The sequence below is a fragment of the Salinibacterium sp. VpJ6 genome (genome assembly GCF_059767345.1).
Window position 1 is genome coordinate 1,770,097 of the sequence record NZ_JBSOQL010000001.1, and the last position, 19,431, is coordinate 1,789,527.

Annotated in this window: 18 protein-coding genes; 10 read left to right on the forward strand and 8 right to left on the reverse strand. The window is 62.2% G+C overall.

Annotated features, from left to right (window positions below; all coding sequences use genetic code 11):
• Positions 1-16: 16 nt before the first annotated feature.
• The 3 genes from ACWTV1_RS08745 to ACWTV1_RS08755 are packed head-to-tail and all read right to left on the reverse strand — an operon-like array spanning position 17 to position 3,667.
• Positions 17-1,063: an ABC transporter permease gene (locus ACWTV1_RS08745; protein ID WP_498504952.1), complete on the reverse strand. Its 1,047-nt coding sequence runs from the start codon at positions 1,061-1,063 to the stop codon at positions 17-19.
• The gene (locus ACWTV1_RS08750; RefSeq protein WP_498504953.1) at positions 1,056-2,081 is read right to left on the reverse strand and encodes an ABC transporter permease; all 1,026 of its coding nucleotides are present in this window, start codon (positions 2,079-2,081) and stop codon (positions 1,056-1,058) included. Before ACWTV1_RS08750 ends, ACWTV1_RS08745 begins: the two co-directional genes overlap by 8 nt.
• The gene (locus ACWTV1_RS08755; protein ID WP_498504954.1) at positions 2,078-3,667 is read right to left on the reverse strand and encodes a sugar ABC transporter ATP-binding protein; all 1,590 of its coding nucleotides are present in this window, start codon (positions 3,665-3,667) and stop codon (positions 2,078-2,080) included. The genes ACWTV1_RS08750 and ACWTV1_RS08755 overlap by 4 nt, the downstream gene beginning before the upstream one ends.
• A 281-nt stretch (positions 3,668-3,948) precedes the next feature.
• On the opposite strand from ACWTV1_RS08755, the gene ACWTV1_RS08760 reads away from it, so the two are divergent.
• On the forward strand, positions 3,949-4,977 hold the full coding sequence (locus ACWTV1_RS08760) for a LacI family DNA-binding transcriptional regulator (protein ID WP_498505053.1): 1,029 nt from the start codon (positions 3,949-3,951) through the stop codon (positions 4,975-4,977).
• 23 nt (positions 4,978-5,000) lie between these two features.
• On the opposite strand, the gene ACWTV1_RS08765 is transcribed toward ACWTV1_RS08760, so the two are convergent.
• Entirely contained in the window at positions 5,001-5,918 is a 918-nt protein-coding gene (locus ACWTV1_RS08765) for an NAD(P)-dependent oxidoreductase (RefSeq protein WP_498504955.1), read from the reverse strand.
• Between the two features lie 131 nt (positions 5,919-6,049).
• Here ACWTV1_RS08765 and ACWTV1_RS08770 point away from each other — a divergent pair, with 131 nt between their 5' ends.
• Positions 6,050-8,620, forward strand: a complete 2,571-nt coding sequence (locus tag ACWTV1_RS08770; RefSeq protein WP_498504956.1) for a LuxR C-terminal-related transcriptional regulator — start codon at positions 6,050-6,052, stop codon at positions 8,618-8,620.
• A gap of 44 nt (positions 8,621-8,664) precedes the next feature.
• Here the strand turns inward: ACWTV1_RS08770 and ACWTV1_RS08775 are convergent, their stop codons facing one another.
• Positions 8,665-9,192, reverse strand: a complete 528-nt coding sequence (locus ACWTV1_RS08775) for a hypothetical protein (protein WP_498504957.1) — start codon at positions 9,190-9,192, stop codon at positions 8,665-8,667.
• 58 nt (positions 9,193-9,250) lie between these two features.
• Here ACWTV1_RS08775 and ACWTV1_RS08780 point away from each other — a divergent pair, with 58 nt between their 5' ends.
• The 3 genes from ACWTV1_RS08780 (at position 9,251) to ACWTV1_RS08790 (ending at position 11,806) form a co-directional block, all read left to right on the forward strand.
• Complete coding sequence (locus ACWTV1_RS08780) at positions 9,251-9,691, forward strand: nitroreductase family deazaflavin-dependent oxidoreductase (protein WP_498504958.1); 441 nt, start codon at positions 9,251-9,253, stop codon at positions 9,689-9,691.
• A 65-nt stretch (positions 9,692-9,756) separates the two neighbouring features.
• Entirely contained in the window at positions 9,757-11,115 is a 1,359-nt protein-coding gene (locus ACWTV1_RS08785; protein ID WP_498504959.1) for a TrkH family potassium uptake protein, read from the forward strand.
• The gene (locus ACWTV1_RS08790) at positions 11,108-11,806 is read left to right on the forward strand and encodes a potassium channel family protein (protein WP_498504960.1); all 699 of its coding nucleotides are present in this window, start codon (positions 11,108-11,110) and stop codon (positions 11,804-11,806) included. The genes ACWTV1_RS08785 and ACWTV1_RS08790 overlap by 8 nt, the downstream gene beginning before the upstream one ends.
• A 42-nt stretch (positions 11,807-11,848) precedes the next feature.
• On the opposite strand, the gene ACWTV1_RS08795 is transcribed toward ACWTV1_RS08790, so the two are convergent.
• Complete coding sequence (locus ACWTV1_RS08795) at positions 11,849-12,493, reverse strand: alpha/beta hydrolase (RefSeq protein ID WP_498504961.1); 645 nt, start codon at positions 12,491-12,493, stop codon at positions 11,849-11,851.
• An 85-nt stretch (positions 12,494-12,578) separates the two neighbouring features.
• Between ACWTV1_RS08795 and ACWTV1_RS08800 the strand changes: the two genes are divergently transcribed.
• From ACWTV1_RS08800 to ACWTV1_RS08810, 3 genes are read left to right on the forward strand one after another with little or no spacing between them, the layout of a single operon-like run.
• Positions 12,579-14,246 (forward strand): circularly permuted type 2 ATP-grasp protein, encoded by a 1,668-nt coding sequence (locus ACWTV1_RS08800; RefSeq protein WP_498504962.1) that lies wholly within the window; start codon positions 12,579-12,581, stop codon positions 14,244-14,246.
• Positions 14,240-15,172, forward strand: coding sequence for an alpha-E domain-containing protein (locus ACWTV1_RS08805; protein ID WP_498504963.1), 933 nt, complete (start codon positions 14,240-14,242; stop codon positions 15,170-15,172). Before ACWTV1_RS08800 ends, ACWTV1_RS08805 begins: the two co-directional genes overlap by 7 nt.
• Positions 15,169-16,017, forward strand: a complete 849-nt coding sequence (locus ACWTV1_RS08810; RefSeq protein WP_498504964.1) for a transglutaminase family protein — start codon at positions 15,169-15,171, stop codon at positions 16,015-16,017. The genes ACWTV1_RS08805 and ACWTV1_RS08810 overlap by 4 nt, the downstream gene beginning before the upstream one ends.
• Before the next feature lie 61 nt (positions 16,018-16,078).
• Here the strand turns inward: ACWTV1_RS08810 and ACWTV1_RS08815 are convergent, their stop codons facing one another.
• Together ACWTV1_RS08815 and ACWTV1_RS08820 are read right to left on the reverse strand one after the other, a co-directional pair.
• A complete protein-coding gene (locus ACWTV1_RS08815) occupies positions 16,079-17,416 on the reverse strand; it encodes an MFS transporter (RefSeq protein WP_498504965.1) in 1,338 nt (445 codons plus the stop codon).
• Positions 17,413-17,829: a MarR family winged helix-turn-helix transcriptional regulator gene (locus ACWTV1_RS08820; RefSeq protein WP_498504966.1), complete on the reverse strand. Its 417-nt coding sequence runs from the start codon at positions 17,827-17,829 to the stop codon at positions 17,413-17,415. Before ACWTV1_RS08820 ends, ACWTV1_RS08815 begins: the two co-directional genes overlap by 4 nt.
• Positions 17,830-17,953: 124 nt before the next feature.
• Between ACWTV1_RS08820 and ACWTV1_RS08825 the strand changes: the two genes are divergently transcribed.
• Entirely contained in the window at positions 17,954-18,940 is a 987-nt protein-coding gene (locus ACWTV1_RS08825; protein WP_498504967.1) for an alpha/beta fold hydrolase, read from the forward strand.
• On the forward strand, positions 18,941-19,402 hold the full coding sequence (locus tag ACWTV1_RS08830; RefSeq protein ID WP_498504968.1) for an HIT family protein: 462 nt from the start codon (positions 18,941-18,943) through the stop codon (positions 19,400-19,402).
• Positions 19,403-19,431: the final 29 nt, after the last annotated feature.

Consider the following 19,431-nt stretch of genomic DNA (forward strand, 5'->3'; position numbering starts at 1 on the left):
TAAAGACGCCTGGTGCTTAGGCGCGGGTTATTCCGGGGGCGTTCTGCCCCTGGACTTCTCGGCGCAGCCGGTTCAACCGGATGCGTTCCTTGCCCCAGGCGATAACGCTGGGGGCCACGACGGAGAGCACGAGCAATCCGCCGGTGACAATGATCAGTGCCGTCTCCGGCACTTTGGCGAGCCGAAGTGCATAGGTGAGTGTGCCGATGAGCAGGACACCGCCAACGACGCCGGGGATGTTTCCCCTGCCGCCGAATATCGAGACACCACCGAGCAGAACAGCGGCGATGACGCTGAGCTCAAGGCCGGTTCCGTTATCTGGACCGGCGCTTGCCAGTCGCAGGGTGAGGAAGACGCCAACCATCGATGAGACAACGCCGGTTGCAACGAAAATCCAGAACTTGGCGTGACCGACTCGCACTCCCACAAAAGTGGCCGCCTGCGGGCTGTACCCGAGGGCGTAGAGGCCACGTCCGAAGGGGGTGAAGTGCAGTAGTACTGCGAAGAACGCGATCACGATCAACGCGAAGATCATCATGACCGGGATGCCGGTGTTGGCTATCTTTGAAAGCACGAATGCGTTCAGTTCCTTGGGAAAGCTCGCGACCTTCTGGTCGCCGATGACGACGAGCGCGAGACCGCGGTAGAGGGCGAGAGTTCCGATCGTGACGGCCAGGGATGGCAAGCCGAGTGTGGTGATGAGGAAGCCATTGAAGGCTCCGCACAGCACGCCGACCAGCAGCGAGAGCGCCATGACGGTTCCGATATCTAGTCCGCTATCGCGCCACAGCACGCCCATCGTGGCGCTCGTAAGGCCGGCCGTTGAGGCAACAGAAAGGTCGATCTCACCGGAGACGATAACCAACGCCATCGGCATTGCGATGAGCAGGATCGGAAGCACTTGAACGAGCAAGAAGCCCACGGTGAGGGTCGAGGCAAAGTAGTTCACCGTGGCCATCGAGATGATGACGACCGTGATCAGGATGTAGAAGATTACGGCGTCATGGCCGGTGAGGCGGCGGCTCAACTGGCCCCGTGAAGTAGTGGCCATGGTCTTAGACATCTTTTGCCTCATTCACTCGCAGCTTGCGGGCTCTTCGCAGCGATACGACTCGATCGATGATGATGGCGGCGAGGATGAGCACACCCACGATCGCCTGCTGCCAAAACTTGTCGACTCGGGTGGCCGTGAGCGCACCAGTAATGGTGGAGAGCAGCACGGCGCCGATCGCAGCACCGGCGACAGTTCCCGAACCACCGAAGATCGCGACGCCGCCGACGACGACCGCGGCTACGACATCCAATTCGATTCCGGAACCGGTGAGCGCTCCGACCGAGTTGTAGCGAGAGGCATACAGAACACCGGCGAGGCCAGTGAGTGCACCACACGCGATGAACGCGCTCAGCACTCGACCGCCGACGGGGATGCCGAACAGGCGGGCCGCATCCGGGTCTGAGCCGATTGCGTACAGGTCACGACCGCTTCGGACCGAGCTCATGAACATCGCAACGGCCACCGTAATGACGACCGCGATGATCGTGATGATCGGGATGCCGACAAGAGTGTCGACCGAGAGGTTGCCGAACGCTTTGGGATTGTCACCGGAGAAGAACTGTTTCGACCCGGCCCAGCTCGACAGCACTCCTCGGAAAATGTAGAGGGTGCCGAGGGTGATCACCAGTGCAGGCACTTTGGCTGAGGTAACCAACATGCCGTTGATTGACCCGAGGAGTCCACCGAAGATCATGCCGATCACGAACACCAGTACAAGGGGAATGGTCGGGAACATATCGAAGACGGTTCCTGTGCCGAAGGCGACGAGACCCAAGATGGCACCGACGGAAAGGTCAACGTTGCGGGTGATGATGACGAGTGCCTGAGCGACAGCCAGGATCACCATGATCGTCGCGTTGAGCATCAAGTCCTTGGTGCTCTGCGGCGAGAGAAAGCGCGGGTTGATGATGTAGGTCACCACAATGAGCGCAATAAGGGCGCCGGCGACGGGGATCTCCCGGGCGGTGAAGAAACGCTTGAGGGCGTTGCTTCGCGGCATGGCCGGTGCGTGGGTCACGGTGCTCACTCGCCCGCCTCCAATTCAGTGCTCAGTTCTTCGTCGGTCTGTTCCAGGTGCAGTGCTTCGCGACTGCCCGTGGCAGCCTGCATGACCCGTTCTGCTGTCGCGTCAGCGCGACTGAGTTCTGCCGTGATGCGGCCTTCGTGCATGACGAGAACGCGGTCAGCCATCCCGAGCACTTCTGGCAGTCCGGAGGAGATCATAAGGATCGCAATACCGCGGCCCGCAAGATCAGAGATGAGACGGTGCACTTCTGCCTTGGTTCCGACGTCGATTCCTCGAGTGGGTTCATCGACGATGAGGAGTTTCGGGTCGGTAGCAAGCCACTTAGCGAGCACGACCTTCTGTTGGTTTCCTCCCGAGAGGGTAGAAACGGGTAGATCCTGCGAACCGGTTTTCACCTGAAGTCGCTGCGACCAATCTTCGGCGGCGGCGCGTTCGCGTCGACCGGAGATGATCCCGAAGCGTGCGAGTGAGTGGCGGAGGGTCAGGGTGACATTTCGTGCAACCGAGAGCTCGAGCACCAAACCCTGCTTACGGCGATCCTCGGGAACGAATCCGATTCCTGCGGCGATCGCATCCCTTGGGCTATGTGCTTTCAGTGCCGCGCCGCTGATGCTCACGCTTCCCGTGTCATACGGGTCAATCCCGAATACGGCGCGGGCAACTTCAGTGCGCCCGGCACCGACGAGACCCGAGAGGGCGACGATTTCACCGGCGCGAATCTCGAAGTCGATTCCGGTGAACGTGCCGACACTGTTGAGGCCGTCAACCTTGAGCACTATGTCTCCGATCGCGGCGTCTTGCTTGGGGAATAGCTCACCAAGCTCGCGCCCGACCATCTCCTTGACGATTGCCGGAACGGTAACTTCGGCGGTGTTGTGAACTTGGATGTAGCGGCCGTCTCGCATGACTGTGATGCGGTCGCTGAGCCCGAAGACCTCTTCAAAGCGGTGCGAGATGAACAGGATGCCCGCGCCCTTTTCCCGCAGCGCGCGAGCGACAGTAAAGAGGCGTTCTACCTCGACACCGGAGAGTGCCGCTGTTGGCTCGTCCATGACGAGAACGTTGGCGTCGAGCGAGATTGCTTTGGCAATCTCGATGATCTGCTGATCGGCGATAGAAAGTCCATCAGCGATGCGATCGGGATCAATAGGAACTCCGAGAGTGGTGAAGAGTTCGGCCGCACGTCGACGCATCTCTCCACGGCTTATGAGTCCAGCGCGACCCTTGGGCTGGCGGCCGATGAAGATATTCTCGGCGACGGTGAGGTCGGGGAATAGCGTCGGTTCTTGGTAGATGACCGATATGCCGGCCGCTTTACTTTCACTGACGTTGCGAAAGTGCGCCGGCTTTCCTTCGACCAGAAATTCGCCGCCATCGGGGGAGTGAACTCCGGCGAGGATCTTTACGAGGGTGGACTTGCCTGCGCCGTTCTCTCCGACGAGAGCATGGATCTCACCCGGAAGGATCTCGATGGTGCCATCCGCAAGCGCGATCACGGGGCCGAAAGTTTTGGATGCGCCCCTGAGGCTGAGCGCGGGGGTGCGGGCGGCGTGTGATGCCGGTGCCATTTCTGCTGCAGTCGCCATTGAACTGTGGTGCCTCCGCGTTGAGTCATTGCTGTGGGTGACGGTGGTCGAATCGCCTGGCTGGAAACTACAACCGCCAATTGAATCGATAAAATCGACCGTGCGTGAACGATACGACGATGTATTGGGGTCCGTCAAGTCCCACAGCGGCACTCTGCCCGCTAAACTTGCCCTCGATGAATGAATCGTTACACTTTTGTCCCTAGACTCGTATTGAGCCGAGAATTCGTCTTGTCCTCATCCGCTGCCCAACGTCGGGCCGAGAAACTCTGGTTGTGTCTATGTCAACGCCGAGCGTGCATGATGTCGCAAAGAGCGCTGGCGTATCCGTCGGCACCGTCTCAAACGTGCTCAACCACCCCCACAAAGTCTCGCCATCGACGGTTGAACGCGTGCAGAACGCGATTGAAGCACTCGGGTTCATCCGCAACGATGCCGCCCGCCAACTGCGGGTCGGTCACAGCCAAACCATCGGTCTCGTCGTGCTCGACGTGCGCAACCCGTTCTTCACAGATATTGCTCGCGGTGCGGAAGATAAAGCCGCCGAGGGCGGACTGACTGTCACTCTCGGAAACAGTGACGAAAGCATCGAGCGCGAAGCGAAGTACCTTGATCTGTTTGAACAGCAGCGTGTCTACGGGATGCTTATTTCGCCATACGGTGACATCACCGACCGGCTCGAATCTATGCGAAAACGCGGAATCCCGGCAGTACTCGTTGACCGCGAGAGCCCCAACTCGACATTTAGCTCGGTCTCCGTCGACGACATCGTGGGTGGCAAACTGGCAGCAACCCACCTCCTTGAAACGGGCCGCCGTCGCATCGCTTTTGTCGGAGGGCCCATGGCAATCCGCCAAGTTTCCGACCGACTCACGGGCGCCAGTCGGGCTGTCGACAGCGTTCCTGACGCAACGATCGAAGTCATCGAAATCGATGCGCTCAGCGTGATCGCAGGCCGTGCGGTAGGAGCAGAAATCGTTGCTCGCGCCCCAGAAGAGCGCCCCGATGCCATTTTTGCCGCCAACGACCTCGTCGCCATGGGAGTGCTGCAAGCACTCCTCATGAACGGTAGTTCGACCCCATCGATCCGAGTGCCAGAAGACATCGCACTCATGGGCTATGACGACATCGACTTCGCCAGCGCCGCCGTCGTTCCGCTCTCATCCATCAGTCAACCGAGTGCTCAAATGGGTCAAACCGCCGTCGAAATTCTTCTCAACGAAGCAGCAAACCCTGATGCTGACCGGCGTCAGGTGGTCTTCGCGCCCAAGTTGGTCATTCGTGAATCGACGGCACCGCGCACGGCTTAACTGATGCGAATCCGGGTTGAGCGCTAACTGCCGTCAACCACCACGTGGGCCAGGGGCTCGCCGGCGACGAGGCGACGTGCCTGCTCGCGCATGAGGGCATCCACTCGAGCGTGCATCGCTGATGTCGCGCCACCGATGTGCGGGGTGATCGTCACGCCGGGAGTCGACCAGAGCGGGTGATCGCTCGGCAGCGGTTCGGGTTCGGTGACGTCGAGCGCCGCTCGAACGTGGCCAGCGGATGCCGCCGCCACAAGAGCGTCGGTGTCCACGATCTTGCCGCGAGATACATTCACGAGCAGCGCGCCGGGTTTCATCGCCTCCAGGAAGGCGGCGTCGACGAGGTTCATCGTGGCGTCGCTGAGGGGAACGGCGATCGCGACGATGTTGGCTTTCGCCAACAGCGAGGGAAGCGCATCCATTGATTGAACGGCTCCGCGTTCGTCGCTGCGGTTGCTGCGGGCGACGCGCACGACGTTGGCGTCGAAGGGGGCGAGCTTGTCGGCGATCTGGTTTCCGACTCCGCCGGCACCCACGATCACAACGGTCTTGCCGGCAACCCCGGGCTGCTCGTGCTGGTCCCACGTGCCGGTCTGCTGGTTCGCGAAGTGCGAGGGGAAGCCGCGCTGTTCAGAGATGATCATGCCCACAGCGAGTTCAGCGGTGGAGGCTTCGTGCACTCCAACAGCGTTGCAGTAGGTGATGCCGGCGGGCAGCCGATTCTCGATGCCGTCGTAACCGAGCGACTGGGACTGGATGGCCGCGACATCCATTCCGGCGAACGCGCCGAGACCACCGGATGCGCCTAAGTAGCCGACAAGCGCGAGGTCGATGTGCACGGGGGGCGCGCCGTCAGCGGGGCACCACACAATCACGTTGGCGTCGGGCAACTGCGGCGCGAGTCGGTCGAAGATCTGCTGGTCGGGAAGGGCAATCGTGATCATGGCGCAGGGCTCCTGAACTCGGCGGCGGGCAACGGCCTCTCCAGCATGCCTCACACAATCGTTATTCACCTCGCAACACCCGGCCACTAGGCTGTCGGCGACGTTGACTATTGCTCGGAGGGAGGGGCTTCATGGCGCGCTGGCCGGTCGTACCCCGCGAAAGCGAGAGGGATGCTGTGCTCACGGCCCTTCGCGGCCCTCGTCCGCGGTCGGTCATGTTGCGCGGTCCGAGCGGCGTCGGCAGGACAACATTGGGCGCCCACATCTCGCACGCGCTCCGCGCCGATGGACGCACCGTCATCCCCGTTATCGGCCTCGCTGAGCTGGTTGATGTTCCGCTCGGAGCCCTCGCCCCAGTGCTGGCCAGTGCCGGCAAGAATGACATTGAGAGCGTGAGTGACCGCGTTCAAGCGCTTGTCGGAGTGGTGGGGGGGAACCCGCAGAAGTTCGTTCTCGTTATTGATGACGCGCCGCTATTGGATGCCGTCTCCGCCAGCGTGCTGTACCAACTTGTGCGCGTCTTCGGTGTCACGATGCTGCTCACCGCTTGCGACTCGCATGAGGTCGACGGCCCCATCGCGCGTCTGCTGCATGAAAACTTGATCGACATCGTGGAGCTTGAAGGGTTGAGTCTCGAACACAGCCAGTCGATCCTCCAACAGTATTTGGGCGGCACGCTGCGCCCCGAGAGTCTTCGCGCCCTGTTCGAGGCGAGCCGCGGCAACCCACTCATGCTGCGGGAACTGATCTTTGCTGCGGGCAGGGCGGGCGGCATCCGCAGCGGTGATTTTGGTGTTGAGGTGTCGGTGGCGACTCTGCCCAAGCACGTGCGCGCCACGATTGCCGACCGCGTGGAGCAGCTTTCTGCGGCTCAGCGTCGCCTGGCGCAACTGATTGCGATCGCTCAACCCATCCCGCGTTCGGCTATCGCTGTCGACGAGGGTGATGCCCTGGCCTACCTCACGAGTGAGGGCATCGCCGAAGACGCCGGCGACGAAACCACCCCGCTCGTGCGCTTGGCCCATCCGTTGTTTGCCGAGGCCCTCACGATCGATCTGGCGCAGGCCGAGCGTGCCGAATTGGTGAAGGAGATCGCCGGGCGACTGATGCCGATGGGCGATCAGCAGCTGCGCTTCACCGCAACCGTATTGCTCACCACCACCGATGCCGTCATCAGTAATGACGACTTGGACTGGGCGGCGAGCTACGCGCATGCCGCCGGGGACCATGCGGTCGCAGCTTCTCTCGCTGAACGTGCCCAGCTCGCTGAACGCCGTTTCGCGCCCGAGCTCGTGTTGGCGAGTGCCCTCTCGGCGCTGGCCGAGTCAGAGCGGTCGTCGGTGGTTTTCGAGTCCGCCATCGCACTGTCGCAGGATCAAGAACAGCGTGCCATCGCTCTTGCCCGCTGGGGCCAGCACATGGTTTATCGGCTCTCTCGCCCTTCGGATGCCGTCGATCGCGTGACGTGTGAATTGTCGAGAATGGATGCCGGTGCCCAAGCGGTGCTGCGCCCAGAGCTCGCTAAGTGGCAACTCATGACCGGAGATGCGGGGGCCCTCTCCGAAGTAGCGGATCCGGTATCGCCCGACGGCGGACTCGGTGCTGTGAACGCGGGACTCACCGCGGCGATGATCGCGACGATGGCGGGCAACCCCGCCGACGCGTTTGCGGCGATTCTGCAGACCCGTCCCTTGGCGGAGGCCTATCGCTTCGAAGCGCCTTTTGCAGGTTCGCTTCTCGATCTCTCCGAGTTCTTAGCCCTCGTTGCTGATGCCGAGATCGTGCGCGCTCGCGACTTTGCTGCCCAACGCCGTCTCGACCGCTTCGCTGACTCGGCGGGAGTGTGGTCGTATGCGCTGGCCATCGTTCGCCTGCACGAAGGGCGACTGTGTGATGCTCAGGCTCTCGCGACGCTCGCGGTCGAGCAGTTGAAATGGCGCGACTTCACCGGCCTGCTCGGCACCGCCGTCGCCCTCCATGCCACCGTCGACGCGCAACTGGGCGAGCCTGAAACGGCGCGCGAACTACTCTCCGAGGTTTCCCCCGAACATGCGGGCGACGCCAAAGTCATTCTGCAGCGCGCCGAGTGTGAGGCCTGGTTGCTTGCCGCTGAGGGGCGTACCGAAGAAGCGGCGGCGGTCATCGTTGCCGCCGTTGCTGAAGGCATCATCCTGGGCCACTTCCTGCTGAGCGCCCTCACCCTGACCGTGGCGATTCGGGTCGGGCATCCGGCAGCCGCGCTCGAACAGTTGGAACTGCTGACGCAACTCTCGCCGTCTCCGCTGATTGCCCGCATCCACGAATGGGCTCACGCCGCAGCCGAAGCGGATGTCGCACGCCTCTGCGAACTCGCCCCCAGTCTTGCGGCCTCGGGAGTGGCTGCGCTCGCGGTCGATGGCCTTCTGGAAGGCGCGCGTACCGCAGCCAAGGCCCACCGCAGCGAGTTGGAGCGTAAGGCAAGGTTGCTCGCCCGCCGCCTCGCTGCCGACATGGATCGCGTGCCGGGCGACGCCATCGCGGATGAGCTCACCGAGCGGGAGTGGACAATCGCTCGAGCCGCCGCTGGCCGTAAACGCAGTCGCGAGATCGGCGAACATCTGGGGCTATCGGTTCGCACCGTCGACAATCATCTAGCGCGTATCTATCGCAAGCTGGGCGTCAAGGGTCGGGTGGAACTCGAAGAGTTTCTTTCTGAGCTGTAGTGGCGGCGCTCGCTCAGAGCCGCACCGCCACTAGCCCCAATTTTTTACTGTTCGACGGCGGACACGATCATGTTCACGAGCGTGCCGTCTTCTTCGGTCGTGGCCCATGAGTACTGAATGATCCAGCTGTCGCTCTCAAGACCGTAGAGGTAACCGTTGTCGCCGAGCGAAAGTTCGGAGATCATTTCGAAACCGCTGGAGATGAGTGCCTCGTAGCCTGCCTCGGCTGCCGCGTCAGAGTCCACCTGAATCGTTGCGCTGTAGCCATCGTCCATTCCGAGCGAGAACAAAATGTCGCCGTCGGGGGCAGGAACCTCTGCAGGCCACGACTTGGGCAGCGAGCCTCCCGTACCGTCGCCGTCAACATCTACATCGACGCCGGTCGTGCCCTCAATCGCGTTCTCTACGGTGTTCTCGATGAGGTTGTCGGTGAGGCTCTCGAGGGGGTTGCCGAAGCAACCGGAAAGGGAAACGGTGAGGCCGGCCGCAATAGCGATGGCGGTTGCGCTTTTCAGCGCGCGCTGTGAAGTGATCATGCGACCAGTAAAGCCCTCGAGCGTAGGTAAGCGCATGAGTAGAAACTACCTATCTCTGAGTATTTCCTGAGCTTCCGGGCGGTAACGTGGAAGCATGCCGCTAACAGGAGAATACGAACCAAGCACCTCAGAGTGGGCCCGCAATCAGGCCGAAGTTTTCGAAGCTAGTAATGGCCACGAGGGTAACCTCATGCGAGGGATGCCAATCATCGTGTTGACCACGGTCGGCGCCAAGTCTGGCAAGCTGCGCAAGACCGCTCTCATGCGAGTGGAGCACGACGGCCACTATGCCGTGGTTGCCTCGCTGGGCGGTGCTCCGAAGCATCCGGTCTGGTACCACAACATCGTGGCCAACCCACAGGTGGAGCTTCACGATGTGGGCTTCAAGGGCGATTTCATGGCGCGTGAAGTGACCGGTGACGAGAAGGCTCTCTGGTGGGAGCGTTCGGTCGCGGCCTACCCCGACTACGCGGACTACCAGGCCAAAACTGAACGCGAGATTCCGGTCTTCGTGTTGGAGCCGCTCACGGACTAGATCCCGCAGCACGATTCAACACTAGGGGCGTTACGTTCGGCTCGAAACAGGCGTACTGTATCCCGGTGCACAACATCCTTCGCGGGACGGGAAGCAAGCGAAAACTGGTTCATCCAGCACAGCTGACTCTCCTCGGGTTTCTGATAGGTATCGCAGCGGGCACAGCCCTGCTGGCGCTACCCATTTCGCGTACCGGGCCGGGTGGCGCAACGCTCGTCGAGGCGTTCTTCACAGCGGTCTCGGCGATGTGTGTAACTGGCCATGTAATTGTCGATACGCCGACCTACTGGACTGGTTTCGGTCAGGTCGTGATCATGGTGCTCATTCAGGTGGGTGGCTTTGGTGTCATGACCTTCGCCTCCATCATCGGCATCGCCGTGGTCCGCCGCCTCTCTCTGCGCTCACGCATTACGGCCGCCGCCGAGACCAAGAGCGTCGGCTTTGGTGATGTGCGATCGCTGATTCTTGGCGTGCTCAAGATCTCGCTCATCATCGAGGGTGTCGGCGCGCTCATTCTCTTCTTCTGGTTTCTGCTGCGTTACGGCTACACCGTGGGGGAGGCGGCGTGGTTCGCGATCTTCCACGCGGTGTCGTCGTTTAATAACGCCGGTTTCGCGCTGTTCAGCGACAGCATGATCTCATTCGTTGATGACCCGGTGGTGTCGCTCACGCTGTGCGCCGAGATCATCCTGGGCGGCCTCGGCTTCCCCGTGATCGTGCAGCTCTTGCGGCACGGCGGCAACCGCCTGAAGTGGAGCATGAACACCCGCATCGTCATCGCGGCGACCCCGCTGTTGCTCGTCGCCGGCACCGCCTACATCACACTGATCGAATGGAACAACCCCGCCACCCTCGGCCCGCTCGACTGGCAGACCAAGCTTCTGGCTGGCTTCTTCCAATCGGTGCAAACCCGCACGGCTGGCTTCAACAGCATCGACATCGGCGCTATGAGCGAAGCAAGCCAGTTCGGGATGACCGCACTCATGTTCATCGGTGGTGGCCCCGCCGGCACCGCCGGTGGCATCAAGATCACGACCTTCGCGGTGCTGTTCTTCATCCTCCTCGCGGAGGTGCGCGGAGACGGCGTCGTGAATGTTTTCGGCAAGCGACTGTCGCGCGCGGTGCACCGCCAGGCGATCGCGGTGGTCTTGCTCTCGGTCGGCGTTGTCGCGACATCCACCATCACCATCATGTTGCTCTCGGGGTTGCCGCTAGGCCCCGTGCTGTTCGAAACGGTGTCGGCGTTCGGCACCGTCGGCCTCTCGGAGGGCATCACGCCCGAGCTGCCGGTGGCCGCGCAACTCATCTTGGCTGTCCTTATGTTTGTGGGCCGCCTCGGCCCTATTGGTTTTGCTACCGCGCTCGCTCTGCGTGAGCGCGCTGTCCTGTATGAACTTCCCAAAGAAAGGCCGATCATTGGCTAAATTGCGCATGTTCTCTGGTTCGGATGCCTCGTCCGTGGCCGCCGCAGATTCGGTGGCGGTCATCGGATTGGGCCGTTTCGGTCGCGCTCTGGCGCTGGAACTCATGGCCAACGGCACCGAAGTGCTCGGCGTCGATCTGGATGAGTCGATCGTGCAGGAGATGAATGGCCAGTTGACCCATGTGGTCTCGGCTGACTCCACGCGCGAGGAGGTGCTGCAGCAGTTGGCTGTGCCCGAGTTCGACCGCGTCGTGGTGGCGATCGGCAGTGACATTCAGGCGAGCATCCTGACCACGTCGCTGCTGTTGCGATTCAATGTCGCGCACGTGTGGGCGAAGGCCGTCAGCGATGCGCACGGCACGATCTTGGAACAGCTCGGTGTCAGCCACGTGATCTACCCGGAAAAGGAGATGGGGCGTCGCGTCGCTCACCTCGTGCGGGGATCGATGCAGGACTACCTCGAGATCGGCGACAACTTCTCGCTCGTCAAGATGGCCCCACCGGCCGCGATTATCGGCAAGACGCTGGGGGAGTCTCGAGTGCGATCAACCGCGGGAGTCACGGTTACGGCCGTTCGTCCGCTCGGCGGAGCCTGGACCTACACCGATGAGAAAACTGTCATCGCCGCCGACGACACCATTCTCGTTTCGGGCCCGACCAACAAGGCTGAAGCCTTCAGCTTGCGCCGCTAGAGCGCGACGCAGCGTTTGCGCCGTTAGAGCAGCGAGTTCTCGTTAGAGCAGCGAACTCAACCAGATCTCGCACAGTGCCTGCCACGCTTCGGCGGGCGTGCCCTCGGCGAGACCGAGGCCATGCTTGCCGTCGGAGAAGACGTGCAATTCGTGGCGGACGCCGGCTGCCGCCAGTGCCATGGCCAGCGGGTACGAGTGCGCTTCGACCGGAACGGGCTCGTCAGCAGCCGTGTGCCAGATAAACATGGGAGGCGTGGCGGGCGTGACCAGCAGGTCGAGTGAGGTGTCTTCGCGCAGGAAGGAGTTGGCATCCAGTCCGATGAGGTTCTCGCGAGAGCCGGCGTGCGTCTCGCCCGTCATCGTGACAACGGGGTAGCCGAGCACGGCGAAGTCGGGGCGTTCGTTGTCGTCAGCAACGGGCGCTACAGCCGCGTGGCCAGCCAAATGGCCGCCAGCGGAGAAGCCCAAAACGCCCACGAGCGGTGCCCCTAGCGCACGTTCCTTCGCAATTTCGGACTGAATTGCCAGCAATGGAGCGGGATGCTTCGTGGCAACGGGGTACTCGACGACGCGAGCATTCCAGCCGATCGAACGCAACCAGGCAGCAACGGGCTCGCCTTCGTGGGGTGCGAGGCGCGAATACCCTCCACCGGGGAGAACGAGAATTGTGGGGAGGTTGGCAGCCATTACTTAACTGTAAATTGTCCGCGTCAATATGGCTGAATCAACGCACTTTCGCGCGGAAATCGATTAACCCGCATAGTGTCTGTACATGGCAGATTTGTTTGACGGATACACATCAAGCGCCTCCAAACGCACCGGACCAGCCGCGTGGGATGAGATGTTCTCTGCCGATAGCGAGATACGTCGCCCCTACCGCGAGATCCATGACGCGCTGGCGCAAATGACGCAGGAAGAGCTGCGCGGACGTACTGAAGCACTCGCCGACAGTTACCTCGCCCAGGGCGTTACTTTCGACTTCGCTGGCGAAGAGAGACCCTTTCCTCTGGATGCAGTTCCCAGAGTTATCGACCTCTCTGAGTGGAAACAGGTTGAGTCGGGAATCAAGCAGCGCGTTCGAGCGCTCGAGGCATTCCTGGCCGACATTTACGGGCCTCAGAACGCCATCAAAGATGGGGTGATTCCGGCTCGGATGATTACCTCATCCAGCCACTTCCACCGTCAAGCGGCCGGCATCGACCCAGCCAATGGCGTGCGTATTCAGGTCAGCGGTATCGACCTCATCCGCGACGAAGTTGGTGCGTGGCGCGTTCTCGAAGACAACGTGCGCGTGCCCAGTGGTGTGAGCTACGTGATCTCGAACCGTCGGGTCATGGCCCAAACGCTTCCTGAGTTGTTCGTCTCGATGCGGGTTCGCCCCGTCGGTGACTACCCCCACAAGCTGCTGCAGGCTCTGCGTGCCAGTGCGCCGGGCGGCGTGGATGAACCCAACGTCGTTGTGCTCACTCCGGGTGTCTACAACTCGGCGTACTTCGAGCACACGCTGCTCGCTCGCCTCATGGGCGTCGAGCTCGTGGAGGGTCGAGACCTGTTCTGCTCTGGCGGTCGGGTCTGGATGCGCACCACGGCCGGCCCCACTCGGGTCGACGTGATCTACCGCCGGGTTGACGACGAGTTCCTCGACCCGCTGCAGTTCCGTGCCGACTCCATGTTGGGCAGCCCGGGCATGATGCTTGCGGCTCGCCTCGGAAACGTGACGATCGCCAACGCGGTCGGAAACGGTGTCGCCGACGACAAGCTCGTGTACACGTACTTGCCTGATCTCATCGATTACTACCTCGGCGAGAAGGCGATTATCCCCAACGTCGATACCTGGCGTCTCGAAGATCCGGGAGCGCTGGAAGAAGTGCTCGACCGGCTCGACGAGCTCGTGGTGAAGCCCGTAGATGGCTCCGGTGGTAAGGGCCTCGTGATTGGCCCGGCCGCAACGAAGCCGGAGTTGGAGACGCTGCGCAAGCAGCTCTTGAAGGATCCGCGCGGGTGGATTGCTCAGCCTGTGGTGCAGCTTTCGACGATCCCCACGGTGATCGACGACGGCATGCGGCCGCGTCACGCCGACCTTCGCCCCTTTGCTGTCAACGACGGAAATGATGTCTGGGTGCTGCCGGGTGGTCTCACTCGCGTTGCGCTGCCTGAAGGTCAGCTCGTCGTCAACAGCTCGCAGGGTGGTGGCTCGAAAGACACGTGGGTTGTTGGTCGCGAGAAGGTGGCGGAGTCAGACAGCACCGTTCAGGGTCTCGTCGAACGCCAGGCCGATACAGAAGCAATCACCGTCATCACGCCCGAGATGCTGCTCGAGGCGGGGATTCACGAGGATCATGCCGAAGATCATGACACCACTCGAACGCTCACGCAGAGACAGCGTCAAGAAGAGCAGCAACAGCAGAGTGTCGACACCGAGGGAGGTCAATCATGCTGAGTCGCATCGCAGAATCGCTGTTCTGGATCGGTCGCTACATTGAGCGTGCTGACGGTACCGCCCGTATCCTCGACGTTCACCTTCAGTTGCTCCTCGAAGATCCGTGGATTGAAGAGGATGACGCCTGCCGTGCGCTCTTGAGCGTGATGGGTAGCGAGGCTCCGGCCGACGTTACTCTCACTCGCGGTGACGTGTTGTCGATCCTCGCGGTTGACCGCACTGAGCCGGCCTCGATCGCCTATTCCTTGGGCGCTGCTCGCGAGAACGCGCGTCGTGCTCGCGAGATCGTGTCCACTGAGCTGTGGGAGTGCCTCAACACCACCCAGACCCGGATGCCGCGCCGAATTTCGGGAGACAAGGTTTCGGACTTCTTCTCCTGGGTTCGTGAGCGCTCCGCTCTGGCCGTGGGCATTGTCGAGTCCGCGACGAGTCGGGACGAAGCGTGGCAGTTCTTCACCCTCGGTCGCAGTCTCGAGCGTGCGGACATGACTGCGCGACTCTTGGCCACGCGAAGCCTCACGGAAGCCAGTGGTCCGTCGTGGACCACGATTCTGCGGTCGTGTGGCGCTTACGAGCCTTACTTGCGCACCTATCGCGGTGTGCCGAGCGCGAGCAACGCCGCCGAGTTCTTGCTGCTGGATCGCTTGTTCCCGCGCAGCATCCTCTTCTCCGTTTCGCGGGCTGAGGACTGCATGCGTGAGCTCGAGCCCCACCGCATTAACCGCGTCGGTGTGAACGATGATGCGCAGCGTTTGCTTGGAAAGATTCGCAGCGAGTTGGAGTATCGGCCGATCGCCGAGATTTTGGATGACCTGCCTCACCATATGGATCGAGTGCAGGCGGCAACGAGTGCGGCTTCGGAGGCAGTGCGTCACCGTTACTTCCCCACGAATGCCGCTCCCGAGTGGGTTGGAGAGATCTCATGAAGCGACTCAGGATCGTCCATTCCACGGGTTTCAGCTACGGCGGCGAAGTTACCGCGTCGTACAACGAGGCTCGGATGCTGCCCGCCAGTGTCGAGAGCCAGCTCGTGTTGTTCTCGAACCTCGACATCTTGCCGCTCTCTAGCCAGAGCAACTATGTCGACTATTGGGGTTCGCGCGTTGCCTCGTTTGAGGTGCTGACGGGCCACAAGGAGTTGTCGTTGACCGCCACGAGCCTTGTTGAGGTTCACGAGCGCGAGCACGACTCGGAGTGCATGTCGTGGGTCGAGCTTGAAGCGGCCGCCGAGTTGTCGATGGATGCCGTCGAGAACCTCAGCCAGACCCGCCGCACCGAGCCGCCGGCTGAGGTCGTTGCACTCGCGAAAGACATTGCGGCGAAGTCGGATGACGCGTGCGAGAGTGCGCTCGAAATCTCGAAGGCCATCGGTAACGCCATCGAGTACATGAGCGGCGTCACGGGAGTGGCAACGACTGCGACCGAAGCGTGGACCGGTGGCAAGGGTGTCTGCCAGGACATCGCTCACCTCGCGCTCGGCGCTTTGCGTTCGGTCGGCATCCCCGCTCGCTATGTGTCTGGTTACCTTCACCCGAAACCGGATGCCGCTATCGGCGAGAAGGTCACGGGAGAGTCCCATGCGTGGATCGAGTGGTTCTGTGCCGGGCAGTGGCGCGGCTACGACCCGACCAACCTCATCGACATCGGAGACCGGCACGTGCTCGTGGGTCGCGGTCGCGACTACAACGACGTGCCGCCCCTCCGCGGTGTGTACGCGGGGCCGTTCGGCTCGAAGCTGTTCGTGAGCGTGGAGATCACCCGCGAGGCGTAGGCCGCCAGAGACGTCAACGACAGGTGGGGCGGATGCTGCGAGCATCCGCCCCACGCTGCGTTTAGCTCGTGCGGCGAGTGGTGGTCTCGACGATCGCGATCTCTTGTGTCGCGAGTTCGCGTTCTTCATCGGGGGTGGGCTCGGGTGGGAAGCGCAACCGCAGGCGGAAGCGACTTTCGGGCACGCGGCCCACGCGCATCCCGCGACTGTAGACAAGCCAGATGATCGCGGCGGCCGCGGCGAGAAGTCCCGAGAGGGAGCCGATGCCGAGGGCCCAGCGGGCGCCGAGCTCGTTGGCGGCCCAGCCGACGATGGGGGCGCCGATCGGGGTGCCGCCGGCGAAGATCGCGAGGTAGAGAGCCATGACGCGGCCACGCATGATCGGTGTCGTGGAGGTCTGAACGTAGGCGTTGGCGGTTGTCATCATCGTCAGCGAGGAGACGCCGACGATAGTGAGGGCGGCGCCGAAGGTCCAGTAGCTGGGGGCGAGAGCGGCGATCATGCATGCGATGCCAAAGAAGGCAGAGCCGACCACCACGACGCCCAAGCGTGCGCGCTCGCGGCGAGCGGCCAACAACGAGCCGACGATCGCGCCTACGGCCATCATCGACGAGAGCAGGCCAAACTCCGCTGCGCCCTTGCCGAATTCGGTGGTCGCCATGGTGGAGATGAAGACGGGGAAGTTGAAGCCAAAGGTTCCGACCAAGAAGACCATGACGAGCACGATCAGGATGTCTGGCCGGTTGCGCACGTAGCGCAGCCCGTCCCGAATCTGGCCCTTCGCTCGCCCGAGCTTGGCCACGGGGTAGAGCTGGTTGCGACGGATGAACCACAGCGACGCGAGCACGCCCGCGAACGAGGCCGCGTTCACGAGGAATACCGGACCGGAGCCGATCGCGGCAACGAGTACGCCGGCAATCGCGGGGCCGATGAGGCGGGCGCTCTGGAATGACATGGAGTTGAGCGCGACCGCGTTGGGCAGGTCTTTGTCACTCACGAGCTCCGAAACGAAGGCTTGACGAACGGGCGCATCGATCGCGGTGGCCACACCAAGAAGTAGCGCAAAGACGTAAACGTGCCAGAGCTCGACGTAGCCCGAGACCACGAGGATGCCGAGGCCGAGCGCAAGAATGAACTGACTGAACTGCGTCCAGAGCAACACGACGCGGCGGTCGAAGCGGTCGGCGATGATTCCCGCGATGGGCATGAGCAGCAGCAGGGGGCCGAACTGCAGCGCCATTGTGAACCCGAGAGCCGCGGCGTCGTGGTCGGTCAGTTCGGTAAGAACGATCCAGTCCTGGGCGGTGCGCTGCATCCACGCGCCGGTGTTGGAGACGATCGCACCAATGGTCCAGAGCCGGTAGTTGAAGAAGCGAAGCGAGCGGAACATTGCGCTCACGAATTGGCCAACTTCAACAGCACCGGAATGGCCGCGTGGAGGGCGGCGTGCTCGTCAGCAGAGAGGGCCGAGAGTTCGGCGGCGAACCATTCGGCGCGGCGCTGGCGAGTTTTGGCAATCAGCTCAACTCCCGCATCCGTCGCTTCAATGAGTACTTTGCGGCCGTCGTCGGGGGAACTGGAGCGCGTGACGAGGCCCTCTTCGCTCAGGCAGTTGACGGTGCGATTCATCGAGGGCGGGGTGACGCGCTCGTGCTCGGCGAGGGCCGCGAGCGTGCTGCCGCCATGCTGGCTGAGCACATAGAGAACGGAGAGCTGGCTGTCGCTGAGGGTGTCGTCGTGGCGTTGCTGCCGGATGCGACGGGCGATACGCATGAAAGCGATGCGGAGTTCGTCGTCCAATTTGTCAGGCATATTAGTTAGTCTAGCAAATTAGTCTTGCTAACTGGTTTCGCAAACGGGAGGGTGCTGCGGACGAAACTCACCCATTCTGCTCTCACGTTCACCGCCGTAGAATGGCAGTAGCAAGGAGGCCCTCATGCCCACATTTACGGCGCCACGAACTGACCACTCCTACGTTGACGCGCACGGAGTCACGATTCACTACTACGTGTGGGAATCGCCGAAAGCCCATGCCGTTGTGCAGCTCACCCACGGCCTCGGCGATCACGCCCGCCGCTATGAGCACGTTGCCCAAGCTCTCGTCGCCGCCGGTTACACGGTCTACGCCGACGACCACCGCGGCCACGGTGCCACCGGTCTCGACCAGTACGCGGGAGACGCCAGCAAGCTGGGCAAACTCGGCAAGGGCGGGCTGCGTGCCGCCACCGAAAACATCCGTGAACTCTCGGCCATCATCCGCCGCGATCACCCCACGCTTCCGCTTGCTCTGCTCGGGCACTCGTGGGGCTCGCTCATGGTGCAAGACGTGCTCAACGAGCACTCCACAGAGTACGAAGTCGCGATCCTCACGGGCACCGCGCACCGCACCTTCGCCCACATGAACAGCGGCAACCTCAACGCCAAGCACAAGAGCCTCGGCACCACCGGTTACGAGTGGCTCAGCCGCGATCCGCAGGTTGCTGAAGACTTTGTGAACGACCCGCTGGCCTTCTACGCAGATGCCCTCAAGCTCTTTGGCCCCGTCGATGGAATGCGTCTCATGGGCCGCCCGGCCAAGCACTTCGCCCGCGACATCCCGCTGCTCATCATGATCGGCGACGAAGATTCGCTTGGCGGAGAAGCAAGCATCGAGGCGCTCGCCGCCGATTACGTCGTGCGTTCCAAACTCACCGATATCGAAGCGATCGTGTACCCGGGTGCACGTCACGAGATCTTCAACGAGACCAATAAAGACGAAGTGATCGCCGACCTGGTGGCGTGGCTCGATGCGCGGCTCAAGCCGGTGCATCCGGATGCCCCGTTGCCGCCCTCGGCCAAGAACGAGGCGACCCAGCCCGACGCAACACAGTCAGCCGCAGCGCCGTCCGACACAGCACCGTCCGAACCTGCCCCATCCGAATAGATGGCGTCGATTTTCACCGAGATTCTGAACGGTCGCTCGCCCGGGCGCTTCATTTGGGCGGATGACCGTGTCTTTGCCATTCTCACGATCGAGCCCCGCAAGCCGGGTCACGTGCTCGTGATTCCGCGCATTGAGGTTGATCGGTGGAGCGACCTCAACGAAGAGCTTGCGATGCATATCTTCCGCGTCGGGCGCCTTATCGGCCTCGCCCAGCGCGACGAGTGGGATGCCGATCGCGTCGGCGTCATGTTCGAGGGCTACCGGGTGCCGCACGCGCACTTGCACGTCTGGCCGTCGTGGACCGTCTACGAGTACAGCCACACCGGCATCAATCGCGATCCCGGCACCGAGGCGCTCGATGAGGCTTTTCAGCGTTTGCGAGCACGGATGATCAACCACGGGCATGGGAAGTTTGTTCCCCCGCTCGACTGGTCAATTCCGCAGCCTGACGCTGCCCAGTAGGCTGGATTCAGTACAACTAGACAGGGGTG

Bases quoted from the DNA above. Each gene is read 5' to 3' on its own strand.
- ACWTV1_RS08745 (WP_498504952.1), bottom strand. From the start codon at position 1,063: ATGTCTAAGACCATGGCCACTACTTCACGGGGCCAGTTGAGCCGCCGC.
- ACWTV1_RS08760 (WP_498505053.1), top strand. From the start codon at position 3,949: ATGTCAACGCCGAGCGTGCATGATGTCGCAAAGAGCGCTGGCGTATCC.
- ACWTV1_RS08825 (WP_498504967.1), top strand. From the start codon at position 17,954: ATGCCCACATTTACGGCGCCACGAACTGACCACTCCTACGTTGACGCG.
- ACWTV1_RS08795 (WP_498504961.1), bottom strand. From the start codon at position 12,493: ATGGCTGCCAACCTCCCCACAATTCTCGTTCTCCCCGGTGGAGGGTAT.
- ACWTV1_RS08810 (WP_498504964.1), top strand. From the start codon at position 15,169: ATGAAGCGACTCAGGATCGTCCATTCCACGGGTTTCAGCTACGGCGGC.
- ACWTV1_RS08775 (WP_498504957.1), bottom strand. From the start codon at position 9,192: ATGCGCTTACCTACGCTCGAGGGCTTTACTGGTCGCATGATCACTTCA.
- ACWTV1_RS08765 (WP_498504955.1), bottom strand. From the start codon at position 5,918: ATGATCACGATTGCCCTTCCCGACCAGCAGATCTTCGACCGACTCGCG.
- ACWTV1_RS08755 (WP_498504954.1), bottom strand. From the start codon at position 3,667: ATGGCGACTGCAGCAGAAATGGCACCGGCATCACACGCCGCCCGCACC.
- ACWTV1_RS08770 (WP_498504956.1), top strand. From the start codon at position 6,050: ATGGCGCGCTGGCCGGTCGTACCCCGCGAAAGCGAGAGGGATGCTGTG.
- ACWTV1_RS08820 (WP_498504966.1), bottom strand. From the start codon at position 17,829: ATGCCTGACAAATTGGACGACGAACTCCGCATCGCTTTCATGCGTATC.
- ACWTV1_RS08805 (WP_498504963.1), top strand. From the start codon at position 14,240: ATGCTGAGTCGCATCGCAGAATCGCTGTTCTGGATCGGTCGCTACATT.
- ACWTV1_RS08830 (WP_498504968.1), top strand. From the start codon at position 18,941: ATGGCGTCGATTTTCACCGAGATTCTGAACGGTCGCTCGCCCGGGCGC.
- ACWTV1_RS08780 (WP_498504958.1), top strand. From the start codon at position 9,251: ATGCCGCTAACAGGAGAATACGAACCAAGCACCTCAGAGTGGGCCCGC.
- ACWTV1_RS08800 (WP_498504962.1), top strand. From the start codon at position 12,579: ATGGCAGATTTGTTTGACGGATACACATCAAGCGCCTCCAAACGCACC.